The 24,723-nt window shown below is 64.4% G+C and carries 24 protein-coding genes; 15 read left to right on the forward strand and 9 right to left on the reverse strand.

The genetic code is table 11. The features are described from left to right. The first annotated feature begins 5 nt into the window (after positions 1 to 5). From FFS21_RS18670 to FFS21_RS18695, 6 genes are all read left to right on the forward strand, one after another. Positions 6 to 641: an L-threonylcarbamoyladenylate synthase gene (locus tag FFS21_RS18670; protein ID WP_137926271.1), complete on the forward strand. Its 636-nt coding sequence runs from the start codon at positions 6 to 8 to the stop codon at positions 639 to 641. Positions 642 to 747: 106 nt separating this feature from the next. Then, the gene (locus FFS21_RS18675; RefSeq protein WP_137926272.1) at positions 748 to 1,413 is read left to right on the forward strand and encodes a site-2 protease family protein; all 666 of its coding nucleotides are present in this window, start codon (positions 748 to 750) and stop codon (positions 1,411 to 1,413) included. 43 nt (positions 1,414 to 1,456) lie between these two features. Next, positions 1,457 to 2,041, forward strand: coding sequence for a class I SAM-dependent methyltransferase (locus tag FFS21_RS18680; protein WP_137926273.1), 585 nt, complete (start codon positions 1,457 to 1,459; stop codon positions 2,039 to 2,041). A gap of 137 nt (positions 2,042 to 2,178) precedes the next feature. Further along, a complete protein-coding gene (gene dapA, locus FFS21_RS18685) occupies positions 2,179 to 3,063 on the forward strand; it encodes a 4-hydroxy-tetrahydrodipicolinate synthase (RefSeq protein ID WP_137926274.1) in 885 nt (294 codons plus the stop codon). 58 nt (positions 3,064 to 3,121) lie between these two features. After that, positions 3,122 to 4,369, forward strand: a complete 1,248-nt coding sequence (bamC, locus tag FFS21_RS18690) for an NlpB/DapX family lipoprotein (RefSeq protein WP_137926275.1) — start codon at positions 3,122 to 3,124, stop codon at positions 4,367 to 4,369. A 70-nt stretch (positions 4,370 to 4,439) separates the two neighbouring features. Beyond that, positions 4,440 to 5,228, forward strand: a complete 789-nt coding sequence (locus FFS21_RS18695; protein ID WP_137926276.1) for an MBL fold metallo-hydrolase — start codon at positions 4,440 to 4,442, stop codon at positions 5,226 to 5,228. A gap of 97 nt (positions 5,229 to 5,325) precedes the next feature. On the opposite strand, the gene FFS21_RS18700 is transcribed toward FFS21_RS18695, so the two are convergent. Both FFS21_RS18700 and FFS21_RS18705 read right to left on the reverse strand, forming a co-directional pair. After that, positions 5,326 to 5,562: a hypothetical protein gene (locus FFS21_RS18700; RefSeq protein WP_084003951.1), complete on the reverse strand. Its 237-nt coding sequence runs from the start codon at positions 5,560 to 5,562 to the stop codon at positions 5,326 to 5,328. 198 nt (positions 5,563 to 5,760) lie between these two features. Further along, positions 5,761 to 6,969 (reverse strand): ribosomal protein uL16 3-hydroxylase, encoded by a 1,209-nt coding sequence (locus FFS21_RS18705; RefSeq protein ID WP_171020441.1) that lies wholly within the window; start codon positions 6,967 to 6,969, stop codon positions 5,761 to 5,763. A gap of 11 nt (positions 6,970 to 6,980) precedes the next feature. Between FFS21_RS18705 and FFS21_RS18710 the strand changes: the two genes are divergently transcribed. Continuing rightward, positions 6,981 to 7,514 carry an FKBP-type peptidyl-prolyl cis-trans isomerase gene (locus FFS21_RS18710; protein WP_137926277.1) on the forward strand — a complete coding sequence of 178 codons (534 nt, stop codon included), beginning with the start codon at positions 6,981 to 6,983 and terminating at the stop codon, positions 7,512 to 7,514. A 139-nt stretch (positions 7,515 to 7,653) separates the two neighbouring features. Here FFS21_RS18710 and FFS21_RS18715 read toward each other — a convergent pair whose 3' ends face one another. Continuing rightward, entirely contained in the window at positions 7,654 to 8,727 is a 1,074-nt protein-coding gene (locus tag FFS21_RS18715; protein ID WP_249359485.1) for a hypothetical protein, read from the reverse strand. Further along, positions 8,724 to 11,330 carry a DNA mismatch repair protein MutS gene (gene mutS, locus FFS21_RS18720; RefSeq protein WP_171020443.1) on the reverse strand — a complete coding sequence of 869 codons (2,607 nt, stop codon included), beginning with the start codon at positions 11,328 to 11,330 and terminating at the stop codon, positions 8,724 to 8,726. Before mutS ends, FFS21_RS18715 begins: the two co-directional genes overlap by 4 nt. 609 nt (positions 11,331 to 11,939) lie before the next feature. Here mutS and FFS21_RS32710 point away from each other — a divergent pair. Then, complete coding sequence (locus tag FFS21_RS32710; RefSeq protein ID WP_137926279.1) at positions 11,940 to 12,437, forward strand: pilin; 498 nt, start codon at positions 11,940 to 11,942, stop codon at positions 12,435 to 12,437. A gap of 20 nt (positions 12,438 to 12,457) precedes the next feature. Here the strand turns inward: FFS21_RS32710 and FFS21_RS18730 are convergent, their stop codons facing one another. Next, positions 12,458 to 13,291, reverse strand: coding sequence for an inositol monophosphatase family protein (locus FFS21_RS18730; protein ID WP_137926280.1), 834 nt, complete (start codon positions 13,289 to 13,291; stop codon positions 12,458 to 12,460). 229 nt (positions 13,292 to 13,520) lie between these two features. On the opposite strand from FFS21_RS18730, the gene FFS21_RS18735 reads away from it, so the two are divergent. Both FFS21_RS18735 and cysE read left to right on the forward strand, forming a co-directional pair. Continuing rightward, complete coding sequence (locus tag FFS21_RS18735; protein ID WP_137926281.1) at positions 13,521 to 14,432, forward strand: RNA methyltransferase; 912 nt, start codon at positions 13,521 to 13,523, stop codon at positions 14,430 to 14,432. Between the two features lie 298 nt (positions 14,433 to 14,730). Further along, positions 14,731 to 15,474: a serine O-acetyltransferase gene (cysE, locus tag FFS21_RS18740; protein ID WP_137926282.1), complete on the forward strand. Its 744-nt coding sequence runs from the start codon at positions 14,731 to 14,733 to the stop codon at positions 15,472 to 15,474. Here the strand turns inward: cysE and FFS21_RS18745 are convergent, their stop codons facing one another. The 4 genes from FFS21_RS18745 to FFS21_RS18760 form a co-directional block, all read right to left on the reverse strand. After that, positions 15,475 to 16,263 (reverse strand): UDP-2,3-diacylglucosamine diphosphatase, encoded by a 789-nt coding sequence (locus FFS21_RS18745; protein WP_137926283.1) that lies wholly within the window; start codon positions 16,261 to 16,263, stop codon positions 15,475 to 15,477. It abuts the gene before it with no gap. 74 nt (positions 16,264 to 16,337) lie between these two features. Further along, the gene (locus FFS21_RS18750; RefSeq protein ID WP_137926284.1) at positions 16,338 to 16,838 is read right to left on the reverse strand and encodes a peptidylprolyl isomerase; all 501 of its coding nucleotides are present in this window, start codon (positions 16,836 to 16,838) and stop codon (positions 16,338 to 16,340) included. A gap of 39 nt (positions 16,839 to 16,877) precedes the next feature. Continuing rightward, positions 16,878 to 17,498, reverse strand: a complete 621-nt coding sequence (locus FFS21_RS18755; RefSeq protein ID WP_137926285.1) for a peptidylprolyl isomerase — start codon at positions 17,496 to 17,498, stop codon at positions 16,878 to 16,880. Between the two features lie 78 nt (positions 17,499 to 17,576). Then, positions 17,577 to 18,269, reverse strand: coding sequence for a tetratricopeptide repeat protein (locus FFS21_RS18760; protein ID WP_137926286.1), 693 nt, complete (start codon positions 18,267 to 18,269; stop codon positions 17,577 to 17,579). Positions 18,270 to 18,479: 210 nt separating this feature from the next. Between FFS21_RS18760 and cysS the strand changes: the two genes are divergently transcribed. From cysS to FFS21_RS18785, 5 genes are all read left to right on the forward strand, one after another. Continuing rightward, positions 18,480 to 19,877 carry a cysteine--tRNA ligase gene (cysS, locus tag FFS21_RS18765; RefSeq protein WP_137926287.1) on the forward strand — a complete coding sequence of 466 codons (1,398 nt, stop codon included), beginning with the start codon at positions 18,480 to 18,482 and terminating at the stop codon, positions 19,875 to 19,877. Then, on the forward strand, positions 19,874 to 20,677 hold the full coding sequence (locus tag FFS21_RS18770; protein WP_137926288.1) for a DNA-3-methyladenine glycosylase family protein: 804 nt from the start codon (positions 19,874 to 19,876) through the stop codon (positions 20,675 to 20,677). The genes cysS and FFS21_RS18770 overlap by 4 nt, the downstream gene beginning before the upstream one ends. Positions 20,678 to 20,813: 136 nt before the next feature. Next, the gene (locus tag FFS21_RS18775) at positions 20,814 to 21,785 is read left to right on the forward strand and encodes an acetyl-CoA carboxylase carboxyltransferase subunit alpha (protein ID WP_137926289.1); all 972 of its coding nucleotides are present in this window, start codon (positions 20,814 to 20,816) and stop codon (positions 21,783 to 21,785) included. Then, positions 21,751 to 23,220, forward strand: coding sequence for a tRNA lysidine(34) synthetase TilS (tilS, locus tag FFS21_RS18780; RefSeq protein ID WP_171020442.1), 1,470 nt, complete (start codon positions 21,751 to 21,753; stop codon positions 23,218 to 23,220). Before FFS21_RS18775 ends, tilS begins: the two co-directional genes overlap by 35 nt. A gap of 140 nt (positions 23,221 to 23,360) precedes the next feature. Beyond that, on the forward strand, positions 23,361 to 24,611 hold the full coding sequence (locus tag FFS21_RS18785) for an aspartate kinase (protein WP_137926290.1): 1,251 nt from the start codon (positions 23,361 to 23,363) through the stop codon (positions 24,609 to 24,611). Positions 24,612 to 24,723: the final 112 nt, after the last annotated feature.

Below are 24,723 nucleotides of genomic sequence, written 5' to 3' on the forward strand. Positions count from 1 at the left end.
GCTTCATGTCACAGTTCTTCGAGATCCATCCCGACAACCCGCAGTCGCGCCTGATCAAGCAGGCTGCGCAGATCGTGCGCCAGGGCGGCCTGATCGCGCTGCCCACGGACTCCAGCTACGCGCTGGCTTGCCCGCTTGACGACAAGGCAGCCGTGGAGCGCCTGCGCCGGCTGCGCGGTATTGACGACCGGCATCATCTGACGTTGATGTGCAGCGATCTGTCGGAACTCGGCAACTTTGCGCGGGTCGATAACCGGCAGTACCGCTGGATCAAGGGTGCTACGCCGGGGCCCTACGTGTTCATCCTCGAAGCCACCAAGGAAGTGCCGCGACGGTTATCGCATCCCGCGCGCAAGACAATCGGCGTGCGGGTGCCGGACCAAGCGATTCCGCTGGCGCTGCTGGCGGAGTTGGGTCAGCCACTGATTTCGGCGACGCTGCAGGTTCCGGGGGACGAGGCGCCCATGAACGATCCGGCCGAGATCCGGGCACGGCTCGAAAGGCAGCTCGATCTGGTGATCGACGGCGGCGCAGCGCCGGCGCAGCCCACCACCGTGATCGACCTGACCGGTGGTGAGCCCGAGCTGATCCGCGCCGGACGGGGCGATATCGAGCGTTTTGGTCTGGATGCCGCCGTTTGAAAGGGCGCCCATGCGGCGCTGATCCATCCCGTTATTTGATACATACCGCACAATGCGCCGACACGGCCGGCAGTTATGCTGGTCACCAGCCCTCTAGAATGACCTGATGGATTCCTCGATCGTCCAGACCATTGCGGTCTATGCCCTGCCGGTGTTGCTGGCCATCACGCTCCATGAGGCCGCCCATGGTTTCGTGGCGAAATACTTCGGCGACGACACGGCCTGGCTGCTGGGCCGCGTGAGCCTGAATCCGATTCGCCATATCGATCCGATCGGCACGGTGGCCGTTCCGCTACTGCTGTATGTGCTCACGGCCGGCCAGTTCGTGTTCGGCTTTGCCAAGCCCGTGCCGGTGGTGTTCAGCCACCTGCGCAATCCGCGCTGGCATGGCATGTGGGTAGCGCTGGCGGGTCCGGCCAGCAATATCATCCAGGCGTTCCTGTGGGCGCTGGTTGCCCTGGCGCTGGCGGTGGGTCATGTGCAGGAGCCGTTCTGGAGCCAGATGGCGCGCGCCGGCATCATCGTCAATACGGTAGTGGCCGCGTTCAATCTGTTTCCGATTCCCCCGCTCGACGGCGGCCGGGTGTTGACCGCCTTCCTGCCGCGCCGCGCCGCCGAAGCCGTGGGCAAGGTCGAGCCATACGGTATTTTCATCGTGCTGGCGCTGGTGGCGGCCGGAGTGATCACGCAGATCTGGATGCAGCCCGTGATGACCGTGCTGCTGTCGATGGTCGAGCTGATGCTGAAACCCGTGCTGATGGTTCTTCAGTAACGCCGCCGCCTTCTCGACAGTCGAATTTCCCCGGTTTGTCCCCATGACGCTCCTGCATCCCACGCCTGTCCCACCCACCGTGCCCTCACCGTGGCTGGTCCGCTGGACCCACCTGATCCAGCCGGGCGGCCGGGTGCTTGACCTGGCCTGCGGCAACGGCCGGCACGCGTCCTGGTTGGCGGAACAGGGTTTCCGCGTGCTGGCTGTGGACCGCGATGCCGAAGCGATCGCCCGCCTGCCTGCATCCGTGCAAGGGCGGGTGGCGGACCTCGAACTGGGTAGCTGGCCGCTGGCGGATGCGGGTACTTTCGATGCCATCGTCGTCACGAACTATCTGCACAGGCCGCTCTGGGCACACCTGCTCGATGCGCTGGCGCCGCGCGGCGTGCTGATCTATGAAACCTTCGCCGCCGGCAACGAGACGATTGGCAAACCCTCCCGGCCCGAGTTCCTGCTGAAGCCGGGCGAATTGCTCGATGTGACGCATGGGCGGCTGCGCGTCGTGGGTTTCGAGGACGGTCTGGTGGAGTCGCCGAAACTGGCCTTCGTGCAGCGGATTTGTGCGGTTTCCGAGGCCGGCGACGCTTCTGGCGCGGCGGCGCCGCCACGCTACAGACTGCCCGGGTGACGCGCCCGCGCGCCCCTTGTGCCGCTGGCCGGACCAGCGGTTACGCGTGCTCACGTTTTCCCTCATCGTCGGGGGTCCGGAGCGCCTGACGGTTCCGGTACAATCCCGGTTGTTTCGAATTTCCGATTCCTTGAGCTATGACACAGATTACCGGCAGCATCGTGGCCATCGTCACCCCGATGCATGAGGATGGCAGCCTGGATTACCCGGCCTTGCGCGCCCTCATCGACTGGCACGCGGCAGAAGGCACCGATGGCATCGTGATCGTGGGTACCACGGGCGAGTCGCCGACGGTCAACGTCGAGGAGCACTGCGAACTGATCCGCGTGGCGGTCGAACAATCTGCGGGCCGCGTGCCCATCATCGCCGGCACCGGTGGCAACTCCACGCGCGAAGCCATCGAACTGACGGCTTTCGCCAAGCAGGTGGGTGCCGATGCATCGCTGCAGGTCGTGCCGTACTACAACAAGCCGACCCAGGAGGGCATGTACCGCCATTTCCGCACCATTGCGGAAGCCGTGGAACTGCCCGTGCTGCTGTACAACGTGCCTGGCCGCACCGTTGCGGACATGGCCAACGACACCATCCTGCGCCTGGCGCAGGTACCGGGTATCGTCGGTGTCAAGGAAGCCACGGGCAATATCGACCGCGCCGCGCAACTGATCAAGGACGTCCCGGAAGGCTTCGCCATCTACAGTGGCGATGACCCCACCGCAGTGGCGCTGATTCTGCTGGGCGGTCATGGCAATATCTCGGTCACCGCCAATGTGGCGCCGCGCAAGATGCATGAGATGTGCGTGGCGGCACTGAAGGGCGATGTCGTCACGGCCCGCCGCCTGCACATGGAACTGATCGGCCTGAACCGCGCGATGTTCGTGGAAGCCAATCCGATTCCGGTGAAGTGGGCACTCCAGCAGATGGGCAAGATGGCCGGCGGTATCCGCCTGCCGCTGACCCCGCTGGCTGAGGGGCAGCATGAAACCGTGCGCCGCGCGCTGGCAGCGGCCGGCCTGCTTGGCTGAGATTCGCCGGCTGAACGTTCGGCTATTCGCCGATTCTTGAAACCAGGATTACGTGTCAATGAAACAGAAGCTTAACCGTCGCGGCGCGACGCAAGTCCGCCGTGTCGCCGTGGTTGCGCCCGTGCTGGCCCTGACCCTGTTGGCCGCTGGCTGCAGCAGCATCAACGAGGCCATGCAGCCCGACAAGATCGACTACAAGTCCCAGGGCAAGAAGACCGCATCGCTGGACATTCCGCCGGACCTGACCAAGCTGGATGGCGACCGCCGCTACACGGTGCCTGACGCTGCGGGCACGTCCACGCTGTCGAACTACCAGCAGGCCACCAAGACTCGCGAAGCCGAACCCGGCGCCAACGTGCTGCCGAACGCCCAGGGCATCCGCATGGAGCGCGACGGCAATCAGCGCTGGCTCGTGGTCAGCAACGGCATGCGTGCCGATCAGCTGTGGGAGTCGCTGCGCGGCTTCTGGCAGGAAAACGGCTTCCTGCTGACGCAGGATTCGCCGCAGACCGGCATCATGGAAACGGATTGGGCGGAGAACCGCGCCAAGATTCCGCAGGACATCATCCGCAACACCATCGGCAAGGTGTTCGACGGCCTGTACTCGACGTCTGAGCGCGACAAGTTCCGCACGCGCGTCGAGCGTGCCCAGAACGGCCAGCTCGAAGTGTTCATCAGCCACCGCGGTGCGCAGGAGCAACTGACGGGCGTAGACAAGTCGTCGACCGTCTGGACGCCGCGTCCGGCAGATCCGGAACTGGAAGCCGAATTCCTCTCGCGTCTGGCCCAGCGCCTCGGCGTGCAGAAGGAGCAGGCCAACCTGATGGCCAAGAATCCGACCCCGGTGGGCAACGCAGCAGCCGCTGCGCCGGCACCGTCGGGCGCAGCGACCGGCATTGCCGCCAGCGCTGCTACGGGCGCTGCGGCCAGCCAGGGCGACGGCAAGTCGTTCCTGTCGCAGGTCAATGGCGCTCCGGCGCTGCAACTGCCGGAGCCGTTCGATCGCGCCTGGCGTTCGGTGGGTCTTTCGCTCGACCGCGTGAACTTCACAGTGGAAGACCGCGACCGTGCGCAGGGCCTGTACTACGTGCGCTACGTGGACCCGAAGCAGGCTGTGGATGATCGTGGCTTCCTCTCGAAGATCTTCACCAAGGCCAACGATGGCAAGACCGCGAAGAAGTATCGCGTGTCGCTGAAGGGCAGCGGTACGGGCACCACGGTGACTGTGCAGAACGATGCCGGCCAGCCGGAGAACACCGAGATCGGCAAGCGGATTCTGTCGCTGCTCGACGAACAGCTGCACTGATGACCGTAGTTTGTATTGGTTCGATGCCGACGGCGCCCGCCGTCGGGCATCTTCCCCAGCGAGCGCATCGATGATGCGCTTTGCTTTTTTGGGGAGCGGCAGCGACGGCAACTCCCTGCTGATAGAAGCCACGGAAGGCACTGCGGTCACGCGGGTGCTGCTCGATTGCGGTTTTGGCATCAAGGAGACTGCGCGGCGGCTGGAGCGGTTGGGCGTCACGCCGGATCAGCTCGACGCGGTGCTCGTCACGCATGAGCATGGCGACCATGTCGGCTCGGCGTACGCGTTCGCAGCCCGTCACAAATTGCCCGTGCATACGAGCCATGGGACTTGGCTGGCGACCTCGCACATGCGAGGCGCCGACGCGGCGGATGTCCGGGTGTGTTGCGCCGACCACGCGTTCTCCGTCGGCGGCTTGCAGATCCACCCCTATACAGTGCCGCACGATGCGCGCGAGCCATTGCAATTTGTACTTACCGATGGCCAGGTGCGACTGGGTGTGCTCACCGATGCGGGCATGGAGACGCCGTATGTGACGGCGCGGCTGGCGGGCGTTCATGCACTCGTCCTGGAGTGCAATCATGACCGTGAAATGTTGCGCAATTCGGTCTATCCGTACTCGCTGAAGCGTCGCATCGGCGGCGATTTCGGCCATCTGGCGAATGACATCGCTGCCAGCATTCTGTCCCAGGTCAACCATCCACAGCTCTCAGGCGTGGTGGCGGCCCATTTGAGCAAGCAGAACAACACGCGAGAACTGGTGGGGGATGCGCTCGCTGGGGTGCTGGGTGTCCTGGCTCAGGACATTCTCATCGCGGATCAGGACGAGGGGTTGGGCTGGCAGTCCGTGCGGTCATAATCCTGCAGTCGGCAACCTTGTATTTGGTGGGGTTCCGACATAATCCGGAAATAAAAAAGCCGACCCGAAGGTCGGCTTTTTTATCGGAAGAATCCGATTACTGCTTGGCAGCCGGAGCCGAAGCGTCAGCAGCCGGGGCCGAGGCGTCAGCGGCCGGGGCCGATGCGTCAGCAGCCGGAGCAGCGGCCGGAGCCGATGCGTCAGCAGCCGGAGCGGCAGCAGCCGGAGCCGAAGCTGCCGTGTCAGCGGCCGGAGCAGCTGCTTCTTCCTTCTTGCCGCAGGCGGCCAGAGCAACTGCAGCCAGCAGGGATGCGATCAGGAGAGACTTCTTCATTGTTCGTCCTTTAACTTTTAATAAAACGAAAACAGGCGATGAATAATTACCGGTAATTATCGCTCTTGTACTGCAAATATAGGCTCTCCCGGGTGCCGACCGTGCAGTGGTCCACAGTACTAGCCAGCGGGCGATTATATCCGCGTTTCCCCGGCTTGTGTATAGCCGAAATCTTCTGGTTCGCCCTGTTACGCATTATTACACCGAAGGAGGTGCCAATTGCAGCCAACCTTCCATGGTCCAGTCATGAAATGTGTCCATCAGGTCCGGCAGTGAAGCACATGCGTTGACTTCCTTTGCGGTCAGTTGACGATTGTCCGCCAGACGTTGCAGCCACATCGCAAGCGTCGGCGGCGGCTCGTAGGCTTCACCGTTGAGGAAAAAGCTCGTGCGGTCGTAGAGCGCAATCGTACCGGGAGCAAGGACCACGCCATGCGCCTTGGCCAGCTTCATGTACTGTTTCAACGTGATCTCTTCGACCTCGTTGAACTGCACCGACGCCTTGGGCTCGGAGAGGTGGCTGCCCAGGAACTCGGAGACCAGGGCGGCGTTCCAGCGTAGTGCCTGTAGCCGCTCCGTCACGGCGCGGGCCAGCCCGGCCGGGAGCTTTGCCGGGGTCGATGTGGCCTTTTCGCCTGCGTCGGCATAGCGGCCATCGAGCCCTTCGTTGGTTTCCACGGTCTCGGACAACCAGGCCAGAAAGTGCCCGGCGAGTTCACGGTAGGTGGGGGCGCGGAAGCCGATGGATGCGGTCATGCACTCGCCTTCGGCCACGCCGTCATGCGCATACTGCGGCGGCAGGTAGAGCATGTCGCCTGGCTCCAGGACCCATTCCTCTTCGGCGGTAAAGTCGGCGAGGATCTTGAGCGGCATGTCGGGGATCAGGTCGAGCTTCGTCTGTGACGAAATCCGCCAGCGGCGCCGGCCCGATACCTGCAGCAGGAACACGTCATAGGAATCGAAGTGCGGTCCCACGCCACCGCCATCGGTCGCGTAACTGATCATCACGTCATCGAGCCGTGCATCGGGCGCGAAGCGGAACTGGCTCATCAGGTCTGCCGCGGCCTGGTTGTGCAGGTTCACGCCCTGGACCAGGAGGGACCACTTGCCAGTCTTTCGTGACGGCAGGTTGTCCTCCGAGAAGGGTCCATGTTCGAGCTTCCAGCGGTTGCGAAAGTACGACACCAACCGCGATTCCACATCGTCGCGGTCCGCCAGTTCCAAAAGCGCTTCGCGCGACACTGGGGGCACGATTCCAGGCACGGCCTGTCGAATCAGCAACGGTTTGCGGTGCCAGACGTCACGCATGAATGCCGCGGGTGTCATGCCCCCGAGCAGCGTGAGCGGCGCGTCAGGATCAATGGGTCCCGCAGGCAGGGCCTGCGCGTATAATGCGGAATCGCTCATGGAGTCAAGAATTGAAAATCGCTAAGAACACGGTGGTGTCCGTGATGTACAAGCTGTCGGACGCGCAGGGCAATCTGATCGAAGAGTCCGATGAGCCCATGGTCTATTTGCACGGCGGCTATGATGGCACGTTCCCCAAGATCGAGGAAGCGCTGGACGGCCACGACGTCGGTTTCGAAACCCAGCTGCAGCTCGAACCCGAAGACGCATTTGGCGACTACGATGCTGAACTGGTCAAGGTGGAAGCGCGTGACCGCTTCCCCGAGCCGCTCGAAGTTGGCATGCAGTTCGAGGGCGTACCCGAAGACGGCGACGATGAAGATACGATCGTCTACACCGTGACCGATGTGGCGGAAGACAAGGTGGTGCTTGACGGCAACCACCCGCTGGCCGGCATGGCCCTGCGTTTCTGGCTGCAAGTTTCCGAAGTGCGTGAAGCCACCGACGACGAAGTCGAGCATGGCCACGCCCACGGTGCCTCGGGCATCGAAGTCGTTGACGAAGACGACGACGGCGAAGGCGAAAGCCCGCGCACGCTGCACTGATCCACTCTCGATTCCCTTACGAATCTTCCGGGCGATACGCGACAGGTCATCGCAAGAAGCAAGCAAAAAGCCGGCATTTGCCGGCTTTTTGCTTGGCTGCGCAGACTGTTTGTCTGCCATCCACTTCGTTTGATCCTGGTCAGTTGTTTTTCGGCCCATCCTGCAGCGTCACCTGGAAAACCGATCGTGTGTTGGGCGTGACAGTCAATTCGACCCAACGGGATGGCGTCCCGATCGGGAGCGATACGCGCGTGAAATTGCCGAGGATCTTGCCGTCCTTGTCCTTCAGGGGTTTGTCGATGCTGAAGCCGCTGTCGCTGGCGTGTATCAGCAGCACCTGTCCCGGAAATTTTGCGCTGAGTTCGCGCATCTGATTCTTGAATTCCAGATAGCCGTCGCGGGTGCCACGTCGCATGAAGCCATCGAGCAGCGACGGCTTGCCGCGCTTTTCCCAACCATTCCCGAACTCCGGGTCGGCATGCGCCACCACCAGGATGCCGGGCAGGTCGCGTTGCTTGGCCACCGAGAACGCGCGATGCAGCCATTGCCGGTTGGCTTCGCGACGGTCCTCGAACTCGCCGTTTCGGCCGCCCTCGCTCCGATAGTGGTTGTTGTCGCCGGGCAGGTTCAGGCCCACTACCATCACGCCACCCACTATCAGCCGCACGTTCTCGCGGAAGCTGCGGAACATCGCCTGGTCCGACTGCCGGATCACCGGCAGCGTTCGACGGCCCAGCGTCGTGTCCACCGGAAAATACAGTTCGCGCAGGCGGTTCAGGCGCTCAACGGCGTCGAACTTGCCGTTGACGGGCTTGTGGCATTCGGCCCAGTCGGTTTCTCCGGGCACGAAGAGCAGCGGCGCAGGCGAGTCATCCAGCACGCGCTGCCGCGCACCCAGAATGGTGTCCGCACACGATTCGGTATCGCCCTTGATGCCACCTGCATGGATGATCAGCGCCATCTGTCGGGCGTTCATCAGATCGAACAGCGCAGAGGCGTCAGTCTCGGCCTCCGGCCATTGCGGCACGTCGGCAATCAGTCCGATACGCGTCGGCTGGACCACCGGCGCGGGCGGGGGACGAACCGCAGTGGTACGAGCGGCGTAGGCCGGGCCGGGTATGCTCAGCCACGCGCTGCATACGACGGTCAGGAGCGCGACGCCGAGCGCGCGCCGGCCATGGCAGGTCGAGCCAGTCGGGCAAGGTGCCGTCATGGCCGGGTAGCGGACTGCGCGAGCGTCTTGAGCCGGTACAACGCTTCCAGCGCATCGCGCGGCGACAGGTTGTCCGGATCGATTTCCTCCAACGCGTCGAGCGCAGCGGAAGATTCGCCCATGACCTGTGTCTGCATCGGCGCGGGCACTTCCATCTCGTCGTCCAGCGGCGTGGCCGGTGCGGCGAACAGGTCCATCTGCGGTGTCGGCGTGGCATCGGCCGACTGCTGTTCGAGCCACGCCAGATGTTTGCGCGCGGCACGAATCACCGGCTGTGGCACGCCAGCCAACTGCGCCACCTGCAGGCCGTAGCTCTGGCTCGCCGGACCGTCCTGCACCGCATGCAGGAACACGATGCCGTCGCCATGCTCCACAGCGGACAGGTGGACGTTGGCGGCCTGCGGGAACTCCTGCGGCAGCTGCGTCAATTCGAAGTAGTGCGTGGCGAACAGCGTATGGCTGCGGTTGTGCGACAGCAGGTGCCGCGCGATGGCCCACGCCAGTGCCAGGCCATCGAACGTCGATGTACCGCGTCCGATTTCATCCATCAGGACAAGGCTCGACGGTGTGGCGTTGTGCAGGATGCCGGCGGCCTCGGTCATCTCGACCATGAACGTCGAGCGCCCGCCCGCCAGATCGTCGGCGGCGCCAATGCGCGTGAAGATGCGATCGACGGGACCGATCACGGCGCGGCGTGCGGGCACCCAGGCGCCCACGCAGGCCAGCAACACGATCAGCGCGGTCTGGCGCATGAACGTCGACTTGCCGCCCATGTTCGGGCCGGTGATCAGCAGCAGCTTGCGCGCCTCCGTGAGGTGGCAGTCATTGGCGATAAACGCGACCGACTCCGCCGCCAGTTGGCCCTCGACCACCGGATGCCGGCCCTGCGAGATGTCGATCACGTTCTCGGTCACGCGTTCCGGCTGTGTCCAGTCCAGCGTTCGCGCGCGCTCCGCGAGCGTGGCCAGCACGTCGAGACGCGCCAGCGCGGCGGCCACGCGACGCAGGCTGCCGATATGCGGCAGCAGCGTCTGGAGCAGCGCCTCGTACAACTGTTTCTCGCGTGCCAGCGCACGGTCCTGCGCCGACAGCGCCTTGTCCTCGAAGGCTTTCAGTTCTGGCGTGATGTAGCGCTCGGCGTTCTTGAGCGTCTGGCGGCGCCGGTAGTCGTCGGGTACCTTGTCGGCTTGTCCGTTCGTGACCTCGATATAGAAGCCATGCACGCGGTTGTACTCGACGCGCAGATTGGAAATGCCGGTGCGTTCGCGCTCGCGGGTTTCCAGGCTGATCAGGAATTGCCCACAGTTTTCTGAGATGTCGCGCAGTTCGTCTAGCTCCGCGTCATAGCCGCGCGCGATCACGCCGCCGTCGCGAATCACGGTCGACGGCTCGTCTGCCACGGCGCTCGCCAGCAGATCCAGGCAGTCTTGCGGGACATCGAGTTCCTCGAGCGTCTCGGCCAGCAGCGCGGCGTCATCGGCCAAGGTGACACTGGCCTGTACCAGCGGCAGGCCACGCAGCGTATCCCGCAGGGCCGACAGGTCTCGCGGCCGTGCCGACAGCAGTGCGAGCCGCGCCGTGATGCGCTCGACGTCGCACAGCTTGCGTAGATGCGACCGGACAGCGTCGGGGTCTTGTGAGATGAGCGCGCCAATGGCTTGCTGACGGGCACGTGGCAGTGCCGGATCGCGCAGCGGATGATGGAGCCAGTGCCGCAACGCGCGGCTGCCCATTGTCGTGGAGCAGGTGTCGAGCAGCGAGAACAGCGTGGGCGATTCGCCGCCGCGTAGCGTCTCGGTCAGTTCGAGATTGCGGCGCGTGGCGGTGTCGATGCCCACGAACTCCGATTCGCGCTCGACGGTCACGCCTTGCACGTGGCGCAAGGACTGGCCCTGCGTACTTGCCGCGTAGTTGAGCAGCGCGCCCGCAGCACCCAGTGCCGCGCCAAGTCCTGCGCAGCCGAACGGCTCCAGGCTGGCGACACCGATCTGCTCACGCAGGCGCCGCGTGCCGGCTTCCTGGTCGAAATGCCATTCGGGCAGCCGCGTGCGCGCACAGGCCAGGGCGGGCAGTTCGATGCCATCGGCGTAAAGCAGTTCGGCGGGGCGGACACGTTCCAGTTCGCGCGACAGTTGCGCGCCATCGCATTCCATCAGCCGCAGTTCGCCGCTGGCGAGGTTCAGCCATGCGAGACCGGTCTTGCTGACGCCGCGTCGCGTGGTCTGCTGGTGGACGGCCATCAGGAACGAGTCGACCTTGTCCGACAGCAGCGCGGCATCGGTCAGCGTGCCCGGCGTCACGATTCGCACGACCTTGCGCTCGACCGGCCCCTTGCTGGTGGCCGGGTCGCCAATCTGCTCGCAGATCGCCACGGATTCGCCCAGCTTGACCAGTCGTGCGAGGTACTGATCCGCCGAGTGGAAGGGGATGCCCGCCATGCGGATGGGTACGCCACCGGACTGGCCGCGTGCGGTCAGCGTGATGTCGAGCAGCCGAGCGGCCTTCTCGGCATCGTCATGGAACAGCTCGTAGAAGTCGCCCATCCGGTAGAAAAGCAGCGTGTCCGGGTGGTCCGCCTTGATGCCGGTGTACTGCTGCATCATCGGGGAGAGTTTTTCGGCTTGCCCGGACTTGGCCGCTTTATCCACCTTGGCCGTCTTGGCCGGCTTCTCGGAATGTTCCGGGACAGCCGAGTCGCCTTGGGTGGCTATTGCGTCAACGGCGTCAGAGCGGTTGTCGCCGACCGTGGCGCTGTCGGTTGCGGGAAGGTTGGAAAGGGTTTCTGCGGACATGCGTTCCTCGCGGGCGGTCTGGCAGGGCCGCCGGTGTATCGGTTGCCACATCGGGGATGGCTGGCGGTACGTCCGGATGCCTCGGGGCATCCGCGCGGCCAAGCCATTCCTTCCGTGGCGCAAAGCGGCATTTTACTGCCTGGTCAACCCTCGGCCCATGCGGCGGATTCTCATTTTTGAATGAGACGTTTCGCCTCTGACGAATTTTTGGTGGGACGCTTCGTGGCGAAGTGCAGCATGCCGGGATTTGTCACCTGGTCCGGCAGCGCACATCGAACTTGTCAGCCCGAAGGTACGCGCGACGTGACCGGCGGACAGAATTTGTCACTTCCGGGGTCGTTCAGACATGGCACAAAGCTTGGATAGGACCGCAGGCACCGGCACGAATCCAATAAAACGCCGGCAACGGGACGAGTAAGTATGCGCAGCAAGAAAGCGGGAATGGGGCCGGAACAATCCGAAAGAAAGCGCAGCAGGCTCGAAAGGGGTTTTGCGCTGATCGAATTGATGATCGTGGTGGCAATCATCGGGATCCTGGCCGCCATTGCCATCCCGACCTACCAGGATTACACGGTCAAGGCGCAGGTGGCGCGAGCGTTCTGGGAGGCATCGGCCTACAAGATCCCGGTGGAGGAGCGGCTGCAGCACGGCGTGCATGCATTCCCCGATGCCAGGGACGCACTGGGCTATATCCAGTCGCCGCTGACCGCCACGCCTAATACTTTCGTGTTCAACGCGGATGGGTCTGGTGCCATCGTGGTGTTGCTGGATGGCGATGTGCATGTGGCCGCCCGCAACACGCGTATCACGGTGGGGCGGCTGACCGATGGGACGTGGAACTGCGCGGTGCGGGGCGGCAGCGACGGTTTCAAACAGAACTACCTGCCCACGGCCTGTACCCTCGACAGGAGCGCCTGACGGCGCCCCCCCGGCGAAGATCAGTCCTGGATCGGCTTCAGCTTCGGCTTGGCGTTGTCCAGCGAGAACGGCGTCAGCAGGCGCACCATCTGCGCAAATGCCTTCGGGTTGCCGGCCAGCACTTCGCCTTGTTCCATCTGGCGCGATTCGCCAGCGTAGTTGCCCACCAGGCCGCCGGCCTCGGTGATCAACAGCATGCCGGCTGCCATGTCCCACGGTTTCAGGCCGGTTTCGAAGAAGCCATCCAGGCGGCCGCAGGCCACATAGGCCAGGTCCAGCGCTGCGGCGCCCGGGCGGCGCAGGCCAGCGCAGCTACGCGTCATCAGCGAGAAGATTTCGAGGTACTCGTCCATGCCGTCGAGATCACGGAACGGGAAGCCCGTGCCGATCAGGCAGTCGGCCAGCTTGTCGCGGCGCGTCACGCGGATGCGGCGGTTATTCAGGAACGCGCCGGCGCCCTTGCTGGCCGTGAACAGTTCGTCACGCGTGGGGTCGTAGACCACCGCCTGCGAGGGTACGCCCTTGTGCAGCAGGCCGATCGAAACCGCGTATTGGGGAAAGCCGTGGATGAAGTTGGTCGTGCCGTCGAGCGGGTCGATGACCCAGGTGAATTCGCTCTGCTCTTCGCCTTCGGCCCAGGATTGGCCGGACTCTTCCGCTAGAATGGCGTGCTCGGGGTAGGCGGTGCTGATGATCTCGATGATCGCCGCTTCGGCTGCGCGGTCGACTTCGGTCACGAAATCGTTGTGCTGTTTGCGCGAAACGCGCACCAGGTCGACGTCCATCGACGCACGGTTGATGATGGAACCCGCCTTGCGGGCCGCCTTGACGGCGATATTGAGCATCGGATGCATGAATCTCTCCAGACGGCGCAGCAAGGCATGGATCGCGCGGCGTCCCCGCCAGCATGGTGGTCAGGAATGCGCGAATGCCCGGCGTTGGCCGAACAACACAACGGATTGTAGAAGAACGAGGGGCGCCGCCGGTTCTGGCGACGCGCCGCAAATTGAAGGCAGCATTGTATAGGAAACCCGGCCCGCCGCACGCCTCGATGCGGTAATCGGTGACGACGGGCCATCCCAAATGACTGAAGCGTTGAATCAATCGGCCGGACCAGATCCGGCATCCCCGGCATCGTGTGATCCGGGAAACATTTTTTCCCGTGTCCGTGTGGTGCTCGTGGAGACCAGCCACCCGGGCAACGTGGGTTCGGTGGCGCGTGCGATGAAGACCATGGGCTTCGGTGCAGCGCCGGGCGGCCTTGTGCTGGTGTCGCCGCGCGAGCCTGATGTGTTGGCCCATGCCGATGCCGTGGCCATGGCCAGTGGCGCGGACGATGTGCTGGCGGGCGCCCGTATCGTCCCCGATATCGAGGCCGCGCTGGCCGGAACGGCCTTTACCGTCGCGATGACGGCGCGCCAGCGTGAATTCGGCCCGCCCCGCCTGCTGCCGCGTGCGGCGGCGGCGCAGGCACACACGGTGCTGGCCGGTGCGGACGACGCAGCCATGATCGCCTTCGTGTTCGGCAACGAGCGTTATGGCCTGCCCAACGAGGCGGTGCTGCGCTGCTCCGCCGTGACCCATATCCCGGCCAATCCGGCCTATAGCTCGCTGAATCTCGCGCAGGCGGTGCAGTTGATCACCTACGAAATGCGCCTGGCGCTGCTCGATGGGCAAGTGCCGCGCGGCGAGGCGGCCTCGGACGCCACGCCCAATATCGGCTATTCTGGTGAGCCTGCCACGACCGAGCAGATCGAATCGATGTTCGGGCATCTGCAGGCGGGGCTGGCGGCCATCGGGTTTCTCGATCCTGCCAATCCGCGCAAGCTGATGCCGCGCCTGCGCCGGATGTTTGCCCGCGCCGGCCTGGAGCGCGAGGAGGTCAACATCCTGCGCGGCATCGCCAAGCGGATGCTGCTGACGGGCGGCAAGCCCGCCGGCGCGGACGCTGCAGGGCAGGTTGACGACGATATCGACAAGGACATCCATCCGTGAATTTCTACCCGGCATTCGCACCGCACGACGATACCCGAGGCGCCTCCCGCCATCTGGGGTCGTGCGGCTGTTGCCGGCTGCCGGATCGATGTTGAGGGCACTGCGACCCCAAAGGCCCTGACAGCGTCAGGGGCGGCGGCAGGCTCGCAAATCTCTTACACTCGCTGCTCGCATGCGACCGGACCGTCCCCCCACGGCCGCACAGAGCGCAGTACCCGCTTACCGCTTATGACCGCGCCGGCGACCGTCGTGCTCTTGCATGGATGGCGCATCGGCGCGGCAACACGACACGACAAAGATGTTCACTCGCCTGAAGGAAGAAATCGACGCCATCATGCGGCGGGACCCCGCCGCGCGCAGCCGTCTCGAGGTGCTGACCTGCTATCCGGGCCTGCATGCCGTGATGTTCCACCGCGTGGCCAATGCCTGCTGGCGGTCCGGATTCCATTGGCTGGGGCGCTGGATTTCGCACTGGTCGCGCTTCCTGACCGGCATCGAGATCCATCCGGCGGTAAAGCTGGGGCGACGTGTGTTCATCGACCACGGCATGGGCGTGGTGATTGGCGAGACTGCCGAGATTGGCGATGACTGCACGATCTACCAGGGCGTGACGTTGGGCGGCACGTCGCTCTACAAGGGGCAGAAGCGGCATCCGACGCTGGGTACGGGCGTGGTGGTCAGTGCCGGCGCCAAGGTGCTGGGCGGGTTCGAGGTGGGCGATGGCGCCCGCGTGGGTTCGAATGCCGTGGTACTGAAACCGGTGCCGCCCGGTGCGACTGCGGTAGGTATTCCGGCGCGCATCATCATGCCCGATGCGCCGGCCTCGCAGCAGGGCGCGAAGCAGGAGTTCTCGGCCTACGGCATCACGCCGAATGCGGACGATCCAGTGTCGCTGGCCCTCAAGAGCCTGATCGACAATGCGGCCAAGCAGCATGACCGCATCGAGGCCGTGCTGGCCGCGCTCGATCGCCTTGGCGAACATCTCGAGAACACCCCGAACGACCGTTTCGATGCCAGCGAACTGCGCAAGATGATGAAGTAGTCAGGCGCGCGGCAGCACGCTGAAACCGCTGGCGCCGAGCTGCAACACGGCGGCACGTGGGTGGCGGCCGTCGAGATCCCAATCCGTCAGCACCCACCGTTCACCACCAGTGTGCGCGTGCAGGGCCGGCCGGTGCGTGTGGCCGTGGACGAGCGTGCTGGCGGCGCTGTCTGTCAGCAATTTCTCGACTGCTTCGGACGCGGCATCGCCATAGGTGGGCGGCGGTGCATCGGCAGGCTGGCGTGCACGGCCGGCCTCGCTGTCGGCGCGCAGGCGCCGCGCAATGCCAAGCCGCGTGGAAAGCGGCAACATCAGGAACAGCCGTTGCACCCAGCGCTTGCGTGTCCAGCGCCGGAAGCGCATATAGCGCTCGTCATCGGTGCAGAGCATGTCGCCGTGGCTCAGTACCACGCGGCGGCCGGCGCAGTCGATGATGGAGGGATCGGGTAGCAGCGTGGCGCCTGCGGCGGCGGCAAAGCGCTTGCCGATCAGGAAATCACGGTTGCCATGCATCAGGTAGACCGGCAGGCCGGTGTCGGCCACACGGCGCAGCGCAGCGGCCACGCCTGCCGCGAACGGCGTGTCGGTCTCCTCGTCCCCGACCCAGAATTCAAAGAAATCGCCCAGGATGAACAAGGCGCCTGCGTGTCGCGCGGCGTCGCTCAATACCTGGTCGAATGCCTCCAGCGTGCGGGGCATGCCAGGGGTCAGGTGCAGATCGGAAATGAACCACGCCGGCGCCTGCACCGGAATCGGTGCGGCCACCGGCGTGTGGGTGGTTGCGGTCATGCGTGTCGGATGGGCGTGTTGACTTGTTCACCACGAGCGGCATGCCCGCAATCGGATGGCACGGGTTGCCGGAATTACTCGACGATCGTGGCCTTCTGGATCACGACGTCTTCCATCGGCACGTCCTGGTGGAAGCCCGAGCTGGCGGTGCGCACGCCCTTGATGGCGTCCACGACGTCAGTGCCTTCCACGACCTTGCCGAACACGGCGTAGCCGAAGCCTTGCGGCGTGGGCGAGCTGAAGTTCAGGAAATCGTTGTCCACCACGTTGATGAAGAACTGGGCGGTAGCCGAGTGGGGCGCGTTGGTACGGGCCATTGCCACGGTGTAGCGATCGTTCTTCAGGCCGTTGCCGGCTTCGTTCTCGATCGGGGCATCAGTGTCCTTCTGCTTCATGCCCGGCTCGAAACCGCCGCCCTGGATCATGAAGTTCTTGATCACGCGGTGGAAGACCGTGTTGTCATAGTGGCCCTTGCGCACGTACGACAGGAAGTTCTCCACCGACTTCGGGGCCTTCTCGGCATCCAGTTCGATGGTGATGACGCCTTGCGTCGTCTGGAGTTGTACCTTGCTCATGGGGTTACCTCTCGGTGTTCGGTGTTCGGGTTGCGGATATTACTTGGTGACGACGGTGGCGGACTCGATCACGATCGGGGTGGCCGGTACGTTGCGCATGGCGCCGTAGGCCGTGGTCGGCGTGGTCTTCATCTTGTCGATCGTATCGGTGCCTTCCACCACCTTGCCGAATACGGCATAGCCGTTGCCATCGGGCTGCGGATAGTCGAGGTTCGGATTATCCACCACATTGACAAAGAACTGGGCGGTTGCCGAGTTCGGGTTCGATGTGCGTGCCATGGCCACGGTGTACGTCTTGTTCTTCAGCCCGTTCTGGGACTCCAGCGGAATCGGCGCGCGCGTGGGCTTTTCCTTCATGTCACGGTCATAGCCGCCGCCCTGGACCATGAAGCCGTTGATCACGCGGTGGAAGATCGTGCCGGTATAGAAGCCGCTCTTCACGTATTCCATGAAATTGGCCACGGTCTTCGGCGCCGCGTCGGGGTACACCTCGATCGTGAACTTGCCGGCGCTGGTGGTGAACTGCACACGCTCGGTCTTCTGCGCGGCGGCTGCCGGGCTGGCGCCCTGGGCCAGGGCGGCCAGCGGGCTGAGGCCGATTGCGGCGGCCAGGGCACCGGTCAGGGCCATGCGTCGGGAAAAGCGGCGGGAGAAGGTCATGTCTGGACTCCGGAATTCAGAACAAAAGCAGTCGATCAGAGAGAGCTAAAAAGGGAGGCGGCAGAACCCGGCGGCTGATTACCGTGCAGCGGGAGTCTTGCCGCGCGACGCGGGCGCAGCAGGCGTCGCAGCGGGCGCGCTGGCCGGTGCGGCGGACGTAGCCTCCGCGCCTTGCAATTGGCGCAGGCTGGCGGCGGCACGCGTATCTGCGGGGTTGCGGCGGACGGCTTCGCCATAGGCCTGCTGGGCCAGCCGGCGATAGACGTCGCCCAGGTTGCTCGACGCGATGGCGTAGTCTGGCTTGGCCTGCAACGCCAACAGCAGTTCGGCCTCGGCGCGCTTCAGATCTCCGCGCTTGGCGTAGAGCAGGGCAAGATTGTTATGCGGTTCTGGCAGTTCGGGGAAATCCTGTGCCATTTCGGAGAATGCCTGCACGGCTTCATCGTCGCGGTTCAGCTTGGCCAGGGCCCATGCGCGCTGGAACCGGGCCTGAACGTTGCGCGGATTCTCGGCCAGTACCTTGTCGAAACCCTTGATGGCGTCTTCGTAGCGCTTGTCGTTGACGGCTTTCTGGGCGGGCGCCATGCCGGGATCTGCCGATGCCAGCCCGCTAGGCGGCGCGGCGGGGGCCTCCAGCGACACCGGCCCGTTTTGCGCGACGGCCGGCATGGCCGTCAGCGTGGCAGCCATCGCCAGGGCGCCGGTCAGCGCGGAGAGGGAGGCGCCACGGCGGGCAGCGGCAAAGTGCAGGATGGGCAGAGGCAGGCGCATGTAGAGGCAGATCGTGGCGGTTCGTTATACTCCGCGGCATTCTAGCAAAGCGGCGCGGCGTGCAGCACGCGCCGCTGGGTTGCCGGTCCGCAGCGCGGCCCGCGCCCCGGCCGGACCCGAAAGCTTCCGGTAAGATATGGGGCCTGCGCGCCATGGCGCACGTGTTCGTCGCGCCGTCACCTACCGCTGTCACCTACTCCTATCCGCTTCATGCAGCAATTGAACATCTACAACACGCTCGCGCGTGAAAAGCAGCCTCTCGTGCCTATCGAACCCGGCAAGGTCCGCATGTACGTGTGCGGCATGACCGTGTACGACTACTGCCACGTGGGCCACGCGCGCGTGATGGTGGTGTTCGACATGGTGCACCGCTGGCTGCGCGCCGCCGGGTACGAGGTGACGTACGTGCAGAACATCACCGATATCGACGACAAGATCATCCGCCGCGCCGCCGAGAACGGCGAGACCATCGGGCAGTTGACCACCCGTTTCATCCAGTACATGCATGAAGATGCGGCTGCGCTGGGCATTATCCGTCCGGATTACGAGCCCCGCGCCACGGAGTACGTGCCGCAGATGCTCAACATCATCGAGAAGCTGGAGGCCAAGGGTCTGGCGTACCACGCCGCCGACGGCGACGTGAATTACTCGGTGCGCAAGTTCCCGGGCTACGGCAAGTTGTCTGGCAAGTCGCTGGAAGACCTGCGCGCTGGCGAGCGCGTGAGCGCCAACGACGCCAAGCAGGATCCGCTCGATTTCGTGTTGTGGAAGTCCGCCAAGGCAAGCGAGCCGCCCGAAAGCAAGTGGGACTCCAAGTGGGGTAGCGGGCGTCCGGGCTGGCATATCGAGTGCTCGGCCATGAGCTGCACGCTGCTGGGCGAGCACTTCGACATCCACGGCGGTGGCGCGGACCTGCAGTTCCCGCACCACGAGAACGAGATTGCGCAGTCCGAGGGGGCCAGCGGCAAGCCGTTCGTCAATATGTGGATGCACAACGGCTTTGTGCGCGTGAACGACGAGAAGATGTCGAAGTCACTCGGCAATTTCTTCACGATCCGCGATGTGCTGAAGGAATACGATGCCGAAGTCGTGCGCTTCTTCATCCTGCGCGCGCACTATCGCAGCCCGCTGAACTACAGCGATGCGCACCTGGACGACGCCCGCCATGCCCTGACGCGCCTCTACACGGCACTCAAGGAATCGCAGCCCGGCGGCTGCGCCGTGGATTGGGAAGAAGCCCATGCGAAGCGCTTTGCCGATGCGATGAACGACGATTTCAACACGCCGATCGCCGTGTCCGTGCTGTTCGACCTGGCCAGCGAGGTCAATCGCACCAGTGGCGCCCACTCGGCCATGGCCGCGCGCCAGCTCAAGGCGTTGGCGGGCACGCTGGGCCTGCTGGAACGCGATCCGCATACCTTCCTGCAAGGTGGCAGCGTGGCGGGCGCGCTCAGCGGCGAGCAGATCGAAGCGCAGATCGCCGCACGCAAGGCCGCCAAGGCCGGGCGCAATTTCGCCGAAGCAGACCGCATCCGTGCCGAGCTGCTGGAGGCCGGCGTGGTGCTCGAAGACAAGCCGGGCGGCGCCACCGAGTGGAGGCGTGCTTGAACGCTGCCGCGCGCAAGCCAAAGACTGCCGCTACCGGTCCGGCACCTGCCGGAAAGGCCGCGGCCCGGCAGGCGCCGAAAGCGCCGGTCGCGAAGGCTGCCAGGCTGGCTGGCACGCGAGGCAAGCCAGCGCTGCCCGAAGCGGATGCCGTTCCGCTACCGGTCGAGACCGTCATCGACGCCGAGCGTCCCGCCTACTGGGACGAAGCCTGCGCCGACCTGATGAAGCGCGACCGCATCCTGCGCAAGATGATTCCGACGTACGGCCCCGCGCATCTGGTGTCGCGCGGCGATCCGTTCATCACGCTGGCGCGAGCCATCGTCGGCCAGCAGATCTCGGTCAAGGCTGCGCAATCGGTCTGGGACCGGCTCGCGGCGCTGTGTCCGCGTGTCACGCCCGCCCAGTTCCTGAAGGCGGGCACCGAGCAACTGGCTGGCTGCGGCTTGTCCAAGCGCAAGGCCGAGTACATCACCGATCTGGCCCAGCATTTCAAGTCGGGCAGTGTCCATGTCGACGATTGGGCTAGCATGGATGACGAGGCCGTGATCGCCGAGTTGACGCAGATCCGTGGCATTGGTCGCTGGACGGCGGAAATGTTCCTGATGTTCAACCTGACGCGTCCCAACGTGCTACCGCTCGACGACGTAGGATTGATCAACGCGATCTCGGCCAATTATTTCAGTGGCGAGCCGGTCACGCGCAGCGAAGCGCGCGAGGTGGCGGCCAACTGGGAGCCCTGGCGAACGGTTGCCACGTGGTACATGTGGCGTAGCCTTGATCCCTTACCCGTGACGTATTAGGCACCGGGTAAGCCCTTATTGTTTGTAGTGACGGCGTTGATTCCTGCTAAAAGCGCATAAGAATCAACATATTGGGTGGCAGTAACCGGCAAATTTTCCGGTAGAATGCGCCCCTTCACAGACAGGTCCGCGCTTTATGAAAACTACCTTCCTGGATTTCGAGCAGCCGATTGCCGAGCTCGAGGCAAAAATCGAAGAACTGCGTTTCGTGCAGGACGATTCGGCTGTCGACATTTCCGAAGAGATTTCGCGGCTGGCTGGCAAGAGCCAGCAACTGACCAAGGATATTTACGCCAACCTGACCCCGTGGCAGGTTGCGCAGATTGCCCGCCACCCCCAGCGTCCTTACACGCTGGACTACGTGCGCGAGATCTTCACCGACTTCCACGAACTCCATGGCGACCGCGCGTTTGCGGATGACCTGTCGATCGTTGGCGGCCTGGCCCGCTTCAACGGCCAGGCTTGCATGGTGATCGGCCACCAGAAGGGTCGTGACACGAAGGAGCGCGCGCTGCGCAACTTCGGCATGTCCAAGCCCGAGGGCTACCGCAAGGCCAAGCGCCTGATGGAACTGGCCGACAAGTTCGGCCTGCCGATCTTCACGTTCGTCGATACGCCGGGCGCATTCCCGGGCATCGACGCCGAAGAACGCGGCCAGTCCGAAGCCATCGGCCATAACCTCTTCGTGATGGCTGGCCTGCGTGTGCCGCTGATCGCGACGATCATTGGCGAAGGCGGCTCGGGCGGTGCGCTGGCGATTGCCGTGGGCGACGTCGTGCAGATGACGCAGTTCGCCACGTACGCCGTGATCTCGCCGGAAGGCTGCGCGTCGATCCTGTGGAAGACTGCCGAGAAGGCACCGGAAGCCGCCGAGGCGCTGGGCCTGACCGCGCACCGCCTGAAGGCGTTGGGCCTGATCGACAAGATCGTGAGCGAGCCGCTGGGCGGCGCGCACCGTGATCCCAAGGGCATGGCCGCCATGCTCAAGCGCTCGCTGGCCGAGTCGCTGCGCCAGTTCCAGGGCATGAGCGTCAAGGAGCTGCAGGCGCGTCGCCACGAACGCCTGATGGCGTATGGCAAGTTCAAGGAAACCGGCGTCCAGGAATGACGTGAGCGTTGAACAATCTTTGACCGCGAAGGTCGCACAGGCTCTCCAGGCCGGTGCGGCCTTTGTTGTTTCTGGCGGTCCCTCGCCAGTGACGGTGGCCGTGGCGCTGTCAGGCGGCCGCGATTCCGTGGCGCTGCTCCACGCCACACGCGCCGCACTGGCCGAGTCGTTCCCACTCGTGCGTCTCGTCGCACTGCATGTCCATCACGGACTGCAGGTGCAGGCCGATGCTTGGAGCGCGTTCTGCGAGCAACGCTGCGCTGGCTGGCAGGTGCCGCTTCTGACCGCACGCGTTGTGGTGGAAGCGAAAGCGGGTGAGGGCATCGAGGCTGCCGCGCGCCGTGCCCGCTACGCGGCGCTGGGACGCATGTGCCGCGAGCAGGGCGCCACGCTGCTGCTCTTCGCCCATCATCGCGACGATCAGGTGGAAACGGTGCTGCTGCGCCTGTTCCGTGGAACCGGCGTGGCGGGTATGGCCGGCATGCCCATGCGCCGACCGCTCGATGCCCGGGGCGACGTGCAGTTGCTGCGTCCCTGGCTCGATGTGCCGCGCATGGATATCGAGGCGTATTGCGCGGCCCAGTCGTTATCGTGGATCGATGACCCCTCCAACACCGATACACGCTTCGCGCGCAATGCGCTGCGTGCCCAGCTTCCTCAACTCCGTCAGGCATTTCCCGGTCTCGATGGGAACGTGATGCAGGCCGCTGCGCATTTCGGGCAGGCTGCTGCCATGCTCGATGCACAGGCAGCCAGCACGCTCGCGCACCTCGTCAAGTCCGGTCGCGACGCCGACACCCTTTCCGAACTCGAACTGTCTGGCCTGCGCGCCTTGCCATCGGAACATGCCGATGCAGTGCTGCGCCACTGGCTGCGTGACCTCGGCGCGCAGCCGCCCACTACCGCACGTCTGGCCGCGATGCGGGCCCAGTTGATCCAGCATGGCGGCGGCGAGCCGGCCATCGCGCACGACGGCCTCGTCCTGCGCCGCTTTCGCGATCGGGTGCTGGCCTGCCGTGCCGTGCCGGCCGAGACGCCCGCGCCGTTCCTGTTCGATTGGCGAGGCGAGTCTCGCATCGTGGTGCCAGCGTGGCGTGGCGAACTCCATATCACGCGCGATGACGATTTTGGTGTGCCGCAGGCGGTGATGGAGCAGCCGCTGCGCCTTGCCGCCAGGGCGGGCGGCGAGCGCATCGTGCTGCGGCCCGGCGGCCCGGCCCGCGCGCTCAAGCAGGCTTACCAGGAGGCGGGAGTCCCTGCCTGGCGTCGGACGTTTCTGCCCCTGCTTTGGAGCGGAACGGCTGCCGACGCAGTGCTCGTGATGGTCGCCGGCCTTGGTATGCAGCGGCGCTGGCCGGCAGACGCAGCACGCGCGCCACGCTGGCGAGTGGAGTGGAAAGAACTGCCGTCCTTGCGCGCCGGACACGCCTTGTGAATCCTTCTTGTGAAAATTATTCACAAGAAAATTTGCAAATACGGGGCTTTTTCAGGGCTGTTTCCGGCCTCCGTGCCTTTACTGGCAAGCCCGGATCGTATATCTTCGACGGTTTGCACAACCGCTGGCGTCGATAGAAGATGGCTCTCATCGTTCACAAATACGGCGGCACTTCGATGGGTTCCACGGAACGCATCAAGAATGTCGCCAAGCGCGTAGCCAAGTGGCACCGCGCCGGTCACCGCGTAGTCGTGGTGCCTTCGGCCATGTCGGGCGAGACCAATCGCCTGCTTGGGCTCGCCAAGGAAATTTCCGCGCAGCCGGACCCGCGCGAGCTGGACATGCTGGCCTCCACGGGCGAGCAGGCCAGCGTGGCACTGCTTGCCATCGCCATGCACGGCGAAGGCATCGATGCGGTCAGCTACACGGGGTGGCAGGTGCCGGTGAAGACCGACTCGGCCTACACCAAGGCCCGCATCGAATCGATCGATGACGAGCGCATCCTCGGTGACCTGGAGCAAGGCAAGGTGGTGGTCATCACCGGCTTCCAGGGTATCGACGACGACGGCAATATCACCACGCTGGGCCGTGGCGGTTCGGACACCTCGGCTGTGGCCATTGCCGCTGCCATCGAGGCTGACGAGTGCCTGATCTATACCGACGTGGATGGCGTGTACACGACCGATCCGCGCGTGGTCGAGGACGCCCGCCGACTGGACAAGATCACCTTCGAGGAAATGCTGGAAATGGCCAGCCTGGGCTCCAAGGTGCTGCAGATCCGCTCGGTGGAGTTCGCCGGCAAGTACCGCGTGAAGACGCGCGTGCTGTCGTCGCTGACCGACCCCCTGTTGCCGCTCGAGCAGGAAATGCACTCGGGCACGCTGATTACTTTTGAGGAAGATTCTGAAATGGAAGCAGCCGTCATCTCCGGCATCGCCTTTGCCCGCGACGAGGCCAAGATCACCGTGCTGGGCGTGCCTGACAAGCCGGGCATCGCCTACCAGATCCTGGGCCCGATCGCCGACGCCAATATCGACGTCGACATGATCATCCAGAACCAGTCCGTGGACGGCAAGACCGACTTCACGTTCACGGTGCCGCGCGGCGACTATCAACGCGCGCTGACGATCCTGAACGACAGCGTGAAGGCCCATATCGGCGCGGCCAATATCTCGGGCGACCCGAAGGTGTCGAAGGTCTCGGTGGTGGGCGTTGGCATGCGCTCGCACGTTGGCATCGCCAGCAAGATGTTCCGCACGCTGTCGGAAGAGGGCATCAACATCCAGATGATCTCCACGTCGGAAATCAAGATCTCGGTGCTGATCGACGAGAAGTACATGGAGCTCGCCGTGCGCGCGCTGCACAAGGTGTTCGAACTCGATCAGGCGTGATCCGGTTCTGAAGTTTTCTGGCGTGGCGGGACCTCGCGGTTTATGGTCCTGGAATGCGATGACGAATGCGGTGATTTTTGTCACGAGTCATCGAAAATTCATTGACCACTCG

The sequence above is a fragment of the Cupriavidus sp. 2SB genome (assembly GCF_005503625.1).
Taxonomy (GTDB): Bacteria; Pseudomonadota; Gammaproteobacteria; order Burkholderiales; family Burkholderiaceae; genus Cupriavidus.

Bases quoted from the DNA above. Each gene is read 5' to 3' on its own strand.
- FFS21_RS18670 (WP_137926271.1), top strand. From the start codon at position 6: ATGTCACAGTTCTTCGAGATCCATCCCGACAACCCGCAGTCGCGCCTG.
- FFS21_RS18675 (WP_137926272.1), top strand. From the start codon at position 748: ATGGATTCCTCGATCGTCCAGACCATTGCGGTCTATGCCCTGCCGGTG.
- FFS21_RS18680 (WP_137926273.1), top strand. From the start codon at position 1,457: ATGACGCTCCTGCATCCCACGCCTGTCCCACCCACCGTGCCCTCACCG.
- dapA (WP_137926274.1), top strand. From the start codon at position 2,179: ATGACACAGATTACCGGCAGCATCGTGGCCATCGTCACCCCGATGCAT.
- bamC (WP_137926275.1), top strand. From the start codon at position 3,122: ATGAAACAGAAGCTTAACCGTCGCGGCGCGACGCAAGTCCGCCGTGTC.
- FFS21_RS18695 (WP_137926276.1), top strand. From the start codon at position 4,440: ATGATGCGCTTTGCTTTTTTGGGGAGCGGCAGCGACGGCAACTCCCTG.
- FFS21_RS18700 (WP_084003951.1), bottom strand. From the start codon at position 5,562: ATGAAGAAGTCTCTCCTGATCGCATCCCTGCTGGCTGCAGTTGCTCTG.
- FFS21_RS18705 (WP_171020441.1), bottom strand. From the start codon at position 6,969: ATGAGCGATTCCGCATTATACGCGCAGGCCCTGCCTGCGGGACCCATT.
- FFS21_RS18715 (WP_249359485.1), bottom strand. From the start codon at position 8,727: ATGACGGCACCTTGCCCGACTGGCTCGACCTGCCATGGCCGGCGCGCG.
- mutS (WP_171020443.1), bottom strand. From the start codon at position 11,330: ATGATGCAGCAGTACACCGGCATCAAGGCGGACCACCCGGACACGCTG.
- FFS21_RS32710 (WP_137926279.1), top strand. From the start codon at position 11,940: ATGCGCAGCAAGAAAGCGGGAATGGGGCCGGAACAATCCGAAAGAAAG.
- FFS21_RS18730 (WP_137926280.1), bottom strand. From the start codon at position 13,291: ATGCATCCGATGCTCAATATCGCCGTCAAGGCGGCCCGCAAGGCGGGT.
- FFS21_RS18735 (WP_137926281.1), top strand. From the start codon at position 13,521: ATGACTGAAGCGTTGAATCAATCGGCCGGACCAGATCCGGCATCCCCG.
- cysE (WP_137926282.1), top strand. From the start codon at position 14,731: ATGTTCACTCGCCTGAAGGAAGAAATCGACGCCATCATGCGGCGGGAC.
- FFS21_RS18745 (WP_137926283.1), bottom strand. From the start codon at position 16,263: ATGACCGCAACCACCCACACGCCGGTGGCCGCACCGATTCCGGTGCAG.
- FFS21_RS18750 (WP_137926284.1), bottom strand. From the start codon at position 16,838: ATGAGCAAGGTACAACTCCAGACGACGCAAGGCGTCATCACCATCGAA.
- FFS21_RS18755 (WP_137926285.1), bottom strand. From the start codon at position 17,498: ATGACCTTCTCCCGCCGCTTTTCCCGACGCATGGCCCTGACCGGTGCC.
- FFS21_RS18760 (WP_137926286.1), bottom strand. From the start codon at position 18,269: ATGCGCCTGCCTCTGCCCATCCTGCACTTTGCCGCTGCCCGCCGTGGC.
- cysS (WP_137926287.1), top strand. From the start codon at position 18,480: ATGCAGCAATTGAACATCTACAACACGCTCGCGCGTGAAAAGCAGCCT.
- FFS21_RS18775 (WP_137926289.1), top strand. From the start codon at position 20,814: ATGAAAACTACCTTCCTGGATTTCGAGCAGCCGATTGCCGAGCTCGAG.
- tilS (WP_171020442.1), top strand. From the start codon at position 21,751: ATGGCAAGTTCAAGGAAACCGGCGTCCAGGAATGACGTGAGCGTTGAA.
- FFS21_RS18785 (WP_137926290.1), top strand. From the start codon at position 23,361: ATGGCTCTCATCGTTCACAAATACGGCGGCACTTCGATGGGTTCCACG.